Annotated in this window: 5 protein-coding genes and 1 pseudogene; 2 read left to right on the forward strand and 4 right to left on the reverse strand. The window is 72.0% G+C overall.

Annotated features, from left to right (window positions below; genetic code table 11):
- Both FRZ03_RS27335 and FRZ03_RS27340 read left to right on the forward strand, forming a co-directional pair.
- The coding region (locus tag FRZ03_RS27335) for a polysaccharide deacetylase family protein (protein WP_261399352.1) at positions 1-1179 on the forward strand (1179 nt) is incomplete at its 5' end.
- Between the two features lie 108 nt (positions 1180-1287).
- On the forward strand, positions 1288-2580 hold the full coding sequence (locus FRZ03_RS27340) for an amidase domain-containing protein (protein ID WP_261399353.1): 1293 nt from the start codon (positions 1288-1290) through the stop codon (positions 2578-2580).
- A gap of 65 nt (positions 2581-2645) precedes the next feature.
- Here FRZ03_RS27340 and FRZ03_RS27345 read toward each other — a convergent pair whose 3' ends face one another.
- The 4 genes and pseudogenes from FRZ03_RS27345 to FRZ03_RS27355 form a co-directional block, all read right to left on the reverse strand.
- Positions 2646-3257 (reverse strand): DUF4383 domain-containing protein, encoded by a 612-nt coding sequence (locus FRZ03_RS27345; RefSeq protein ID WP_146467801.1) that lies wholly within the window; start codon positions 3255-3257, stop codon positions 2646-2648.
- A gap of 135 nt (positions 3258-3392) precedes the next feature.
- Positions 3393-4832, reverse strand: a complete 1440-nt coding sequence (locus FRZ03_RS27350; protein ID WP_146467802.1) for a coiled-coil domain-containing protein — start codon at positions 4830-4832, stop codon at positions 3393-3395.
- A gap of 73 nt (positions 4833-4905) precedes the next feature.
- Positions 4906-5376, reverse strand: a complete 471-nt coding sequence (locus FRZ03_RS41290) for a DUF4097 family beta strand repeat-containing protein (protein WP_186785638.1) — start codon at positions 5374-5376, stop codon at positions 4906-4908.
- Positions 5377-5622: 246 nt separating this feature from the next.
- A pseudogene (locus tag FRZ03_RS27355) lies at positions 5623-6792 on the reverse strand (HelD family protein); the annotation flags it as partial.

Below are 6792 nucleotides of genomic sequence, written 5' to 3' on the forward strand. Positions count from 1 at the left end.
GTCGCCGGATACCTCGCGCTGAGCCGCCCGGACGACACCACCCCGACCGCCGCCTCCGGCAAGGGCGCCGCCACCGCCCTCCCCAAACCCTCCGCGACCCCCGAGTGGGACGGCAAGACCCACGTCCTCGGCGACGGCTCCACCTCCTACACCGGCCCGCAGAAGGGCACGCTGAAGCCCGTACCCCTCAAGCCCGGTGAGAAGCCACCCCAGTTCGTCGTCTTCTCCTGGGACGGCGCCCTGGAGGGCGACGACCACCTCTTCTCGCACTACCGGGAGATGGCCAAGGAGTACAACGCCCACATGACCTTCTTCCTCACCGGCATCTACCTGCTGCCCAAGAGCAAGAAGAGCCTCTACCACGGGCCGATGCACCAGCCCGGCGACGCCGCCATCGACTACCCCACCGACGAGCACATCCGCACCACCCTGGAACAGCTCCGCCTCGCCTACGAGCAGGGCAACGACATCGGCACCCACTTCAACGGCCACTTCTGCGAGGCGAAGGGCGGCGGCGACTGGAGTGTCGACCAGTGGAAGAGCGAGATCGACCAGTTCTACTCCTTCGTGGAGAACTGGAAGACCAACACCGGCTACAAGGACATCCCGCCGCTGCCCTTCGACTTCAAGCAGGAGGTCGCCGGCGGCCGCGCGCCCTGCCTGGAGGGCCAGCCCAACCTGCTGAAGGCCATCAAGAGTTACGGCTGGCGCTACGACGCCAGCTCCCCGGGCGACTTCCAGATATGGCCCGCCAAGAAGAACGGCGTCTGGGACTTCCCGCTCCAGATGCTCCCGTACGAGAACGGCAAGTTCCAGGGCCTGTCCATGGACTTCAACTTCCTCTACAACCAGTCCGGCGGCGAGACCGACGGCGACCCCGCCAAGTACCCGCAGTGGCTCCAGCAGACCGCCGACTCCTACATGGCCGGCTTCAACCGCGTCTACTACGGCAGCCGTGCTCCGCTGTTCATCGGCAACCACTTCGAGCACTGGAACGGCAGCATCTACATGAAGGCCATCGACCAGATCATCCCGAAGATCTGCACCAAGAAGGGCGTCAAATGCGTGTCCTTCAAGGAACTCGCCGACTGGATGGACGTCCAGAAGCCGTCCACCCTCGCCGCGCTGCGCAGCCTCGACCCCGCCCAGTCCCCGGACTGGTCCACGGTCGTCAAGTGACCTACGCGCAGGCCAGGTTCCGCTTGTGCAACCCCCTTCACATCCGCCGCGCGCGGCATGCGAAGATGCCCCATCCCGGTAGGTGTACCGGAACAGAGGGGAACATCATTGAAGTCGAGAAAACTGAGCCGTAAGCGGCGTCGCGCCACCGTCGTCGGCGCCTCGGCCGCCGCCGTGGTCGCCGGCGTGGCGCTCATACCCAACTGGAGCGCGGGCGCGGCCGTCACCGACGACCCGACCGTGGACGCGTCCACCAAGGCGACCTTCCAGAAGCTCGCCGACGCGGTCTTCACCGACCGCACCCAGGCCCTGGTGGACGGCTCCACCAGCGCCCACACCCGCCACACCGCGGGCTTCGCCGGGTCCGTCCGCCTCTCCGGCGGCCAGACCCGCGAGCAGTCCTCCGCCCTCGGCAAGCTGCGCGCCCGCAAGACCCTCCTCGCCAAGCTGGGCGAGAAGTACAGCGCCGGCGACACCAAGGTGACGCTCGACGCCACCGAGGTGCACGGCCGCAGCGCCAAGGTCGCCGTCACCGAGACCACGACGCTGACCTACAAGAAGGGCACCGTCCCGGCCAAGGGCCCCCGGACCACGGGGTTCCAGGCCCACCACGAGCTGACCTTCAAGGCCGGCCGGCACGGCGACTGGCAGCTCACCGGCATCCACGACACCGACGACGGCTACCTCGCCGTCAACCAGGTCGAGCCCCCGGCCACCTCGTCGACGCCGACCAGGCCGACCAAGCCGCCCACCGGCGGCACCACGCCGTCGCCCTCCGCGCCCTCCACCTCCACCGGCGGCACCACGCCGTCGCCGTCCCTCACCGGGGGCACGTCGTCGCCCTCCGCCGACGGTCCGACGGAGGCGCCCCGCGCGGCCACCAGCTACCCCGCGCCGGCCAACCCGAAGAAGCTCACCGGGGGCGCCTACGACTACAAGGCGATGGTCGCCTACGCGCAGAAGTACTGGAACCACTACAACCCGGACTACCCGAACTACAACGGCGCGGGCGCCGGCGGCGACTGCACCAACTTCGTCAGCCAGGTGCTGAAGGCGGGCGGCTGGAAGCACGTCCCCGGCTACACCGACGACTACACCAAGTGGTTCGGCAACGCCGACATCCAGTCCGACTCGTTCGTCGGCGTCAACGAGTTCTCCTGGTTCGCGCTGTCCTCCAAGCGCGTCACCCCGCTCGCCAACGTCTACCAGGCGGACCTCGGTGACGTGATCCAGATGGACTTCGACCGGGACGGGTCCAAGGACCACTCCATGGTCGTCACCTACCGCGACGGCTCCGGCGTGCCGTACGTGACCTACCACTCCACCAACACCTACAACAGGTCGGTGGCCAGCCTGGTCGCGTCGTACCCGACCGCGTACTTCTACGCCTACCGCACCTGAGCGGACGGCCGCCCGGGGCGCCGGCACGGGCGCCCCGGGCGGCCGGGCGGGCCATGGCGCGGGACCTACACCGACCCGCGCGGATCGCCCCCCGTGTCCCGCGTGTCCTTCGCGCCGGGCCACGGCATGGTCACCGGCGGCGTCCCGGTCTCGTGCTCCCGCCCCGGGGGCTCACCGCCCTCCGGGTGCCGGGCCCGCCAGTACGGACTGTCGTGCGGCAGCGCGTGACCGACCCGGCCGTACATGCCGAAGGTCATCAGCAGCAGCCCCACCACGAAGCTGAACAGCACGTTCTGGATCCGGAACGCGAGGAAGTTCTGCGGCGTGTCCAGCAGGGCCAGGAACAGGAACCCGTTCAGCAGGAACAGGATGCCCAGCACCATGTTCAGCGTGGACGCGAAGTTCCCGCCGATCACCATGCCGACCAGCAGCAGCGCCCCGATGCAGATCGACAGCACGCTCAGGGTGCCGTTGGTGTTCAGCCCGGCGACCGTGGCACCGCCGATGTCGAAGAAGCCGATGTGGTTGATCAGGCCCAGAATGCCGAAGACGACGAGGAACGCGCCGATCAGCCCCGCCCCGATCCGGTACACCAGGTTCAGCCGGTGATCGGTCGGCAGATGCTGATCGAACTGGATCCGCCGCTTCGACCTCGTGTGCACTGCGTGTGTGGCCATATCCGCCCCCTTAGGCGCTAGCGGAGGCCATCCATCCCAAAACGGTCCATATCAATATCCGCCCGATCCGGGTACCCCGGCAACACATCACCGCGTACCCCCGCAACACATCACCGCCCGCGGCCGACCCCGCCCTCAGTGCGCGAGACCCCCGCGCTCCTCGCGGATCCGGGCCACCACCCGCGCGGCCGCCTGCCGCACCGCGTCCGTCTCGGTGAGGAAATGCCAGTAGTCCGGATGCCGGCCGCCCTCCAGCGCGCCGACCGCCCGCTCCAGCCGGGCCACCGCCTCGTCCAGCGGCCGGGCATGACGCGGATCCGGCGTCGTACGGCCCGTCATCGCCAGCCGCTGCGCGTCCCGGATCGCGAACCGGGTCTTCTCGACCTCCGCCTGCGGATCCTTCTGCACCGCGTTCAGCCTGGCCAGCCGGTCACCGGCCGCCGAGACGGCGTCGTCCGTCGCGTTCAGCAGCGCCCGCACCGTCGACAGCAGCGACGTCGCGTCCGCCCAGTGCTGGGCGTCCCGCGCGGACTGCGCCTCGCGCAGCTTCCGCTCCGCCTGCGCCACGTTCTCCACGGCCTGCGCCGGCACCTGCTGGAGGTCCTGCCAGCACGCGACCGAGAACCGCCGCCGCAACTCGCTGAGCACCGGCTCGACCTGCCCCGCACGCGTGGTCAGCGCCTGGGCCCGGGTCCGCAGCGACACCAGCCGGTGATCGATCTCGGCCGCCTGCTCCGGCAACCGCTCGGCCTCGGCCCGGATCGCCCCGGCCTCCCGCTGCACCCGCTCGGCCCGCTCCACCGTCTGCCGCACCCCGTGCCGGCCGGCGCCCTCGTTCAGCTTCGTCAGCTCAGGCGCCAGCGCGGCCAGCCGGCCCGCCAACTCCTCGGCGCGCAGCCCCTTCTCCCGGACGCCGTCCAGCGCGTTGCTCGCCGCCAGCAGCGCCTGCCGGGCCCGCTCCACCGCGGGCGCCACCCGCGCCAGCTGCGTCTCCGCCGACCCCAGCAGCGGACCGAGCGAGGCACCGAACCGGTCCAGCTCCTGCTTGACCCGCACCAGCTCGTCCCGCGCCGCCGTCAGCTCACCGCGCGCCCGCGCCGCCGCTCCGGCCTCCAGATCGGTCCGGTCCAGATCATGCGCGTCCACCGCCTGGATGTACCGCCGGCTGACCTCGTCGATCCGCGCGCCCAGCGCCTCGAAGTCCGAGACGGCGCGCCGGGCGGCGGGCGTGTCGTCCACCGCCGTGATCGTCTCGATGGAGATCCGCAGATCCCGCTGGGCGGTGTCCAGCTCGTAGAACGCGGCCGCCGCGGCGTCCTTCGCCGCCTGCGCCTCGGCCCGCTGACTCTCCGCCCGGCCGCCGAACCAGCGCCGGGTACCGCCGCCGGCGAACGCCCCCGGCAACGCGAGCGCGACCAGCACCGGCAGACCCAGGAGCGCGAGGGTGTCCCGCAGGGCCCAGGCCCCGCGCCCGCCCCGCGCGCTCACCCCGCCCGGCGCCCGCGTGCGCCGCGCCCGTGCGAGGGACGACGGCGGGTACGGCTGTGTCACTGGCGTGCCCGGTCTCGCCGTCACATCCCTCTCCCGTGCTGTGATCCGCCCTGGGGCTGCCATTCTCCCACCCGGCAGGGACGAAGACACGGGCCGGTCAGTTCGCGGTGCGGACCGTGACCTTCCCGTTGGCGGAGCCCGCGGTCACCGTGTGCGTGCTGGCGGAGTCCTGGGGCACGGACACCCGCACGCCTCCGTTGTGCGACGTCGCCTTGACGTGGTAGGCGGCGCGGGGCAGCACGACCGTCAGGTTCCCGTTGTCGCTGCCGGTGTCCACGCGGTCGGGTATGCGGCTGAGCCTGAGCTCCACCGGTCCGTTGTCCACCCGGGCCCGCACCCGGGTGGAGGCGACGTCCGCACGCACCGGGCCGTTGCCGGAGCTCAGGTCGAGGGGGCCGGTGGTGTCGGTGACGCGGACGCGGCCGTTGCTCGTGCGGACGGCGAGCGGGTCGGCGAAACCGCGCGCCCGCACGTCCCCGTTGCCGTCCACCACTCGGACGCCGATGCCCGACGGCACCTCCACCCGGTACCGGGCGGAGCAGTCGGCGACGAGCCCCGCGCAGTGCATCCGCAGCACCAGCCGGTCGTCCTTGAACACCCAGCTCACCTTCGGCTTGCCGCCCACGAGCACGGACCCGTCGAACCACCGCGTCACCGCGACGTTCCGCCCCTCGCCCCGCCCGCCGACGATCTCCAGCCCGGAGTCGTCCGAATCGACGGTGAGCGTGTGGCCCCGCACGGCGAAGGACCGGTGCTCCGGATGCTTGTCCTTCCCGGCCGACGCCCCGCACCCGCTCACGGCCACCACCACGGCCCCGACCAGGTCGGCCGCCTCCAGCAGGGGCCAGGAGCGGTCGAAGGCGGCGCGCAGTTCCCGGTCGCGGCGCAGCGACCGGTGGAGCGTTTCGGCGGGGGCGGCGCCGTCGTGTTTGTCGGCCAGGAGGGTGAGCAGTTCCTCCCAGACCTGCTCGCGCGCCTCGTTGTGCGGGGTGCCCGGTTCGGCCGCGTCGAACGCCGACTCCCAGTCGGCGGCGGTGACGTCGAGGTCGCCCCAGTGCGTGGTGACGGTCAGCGGCTCGGTGGGCGGCTCCTCGTAGAAACGGACGGCCCGCTCGATCGCCCCGACCAGCCGCGCGGACGACTTCAGCCGGGCCGCCTCCGGGTCGGGCTCGGGCCCCGCCGTGGCGCCCTCGGGGACGAGGTCGCGCAGGACGCAGGTGCGCACGCCCTCCTCGCCGAGGCTCGGCAGCACGTCGGAGACGTACGCGAGGTAGGGGCGGTGCGGGCCGACGAAGAGCACCCCGCCGCGCCGGTGGCCGAGGCGCGGGTCGGAGTACAGGAGGTAGGCGGAGCGGTGCAGGGCGACGACGGTCTTGCCGGTGCCGGGACCGCCGTCCACGACGAGCGCGCCGCGCGAGCCGGCCCGGATGATGGCGTCCTGGTCGGCCTGGATGGTGCCGAGCACATCGCGCATCCGGGGTGAGCGGTCGCCGCCGAGGCTCGCGATGAACGCGGACTGGTCGTCCAGCGCGGCGTGCCCGGCGAGGGCGTCGGGGGCGAAGACCTCGTCCCAGTAGTCGCCGACGCGGCCCTGGGCCCAGCGGTACCGGCGGCGGCTGGCCAGGCCCATGGGTTGCCGTGGGTGGCGCCGAAGAACGGTTCCGCGGCCGGGGAACGCCAGTCGAGCAGCAGCCGGCGGCCGGTGCTGTCCGTGAGTCCGAGCCGGCCGATGTACACCGGCTCGTCGGGGTGGTCCGCACCGACCATGCGGCCCAGGCACAGGTCGAGGCCGAAGCGGCGCAGGGTGCGCAGCCGGGCGGTCAGCCGGTGCACCTCGACGTCGCGGTCCAGTGCCTGGCGGCCCAGGCCGCCGGGGGACCTGCGCTCCTTGTCGAGCTGGTCCTCCACCTCGGCGATCGTCTGCTCCAGGCACTCGGCGATCGCCGCGAAGTGCTGCTCGTCGGCGCTGATCAGGGCGGGGTCG

Origin of the sequence: Streptomyces misionensis, from assembly GCF_007896895.1 — a bacterium.
Classification (GTDB): Bacteria; Actinomycetota; Actinomycetes; order Streptomycetales; family Streptomycetaceae; genus Streptomyces; species Streptomyces misionensis_A.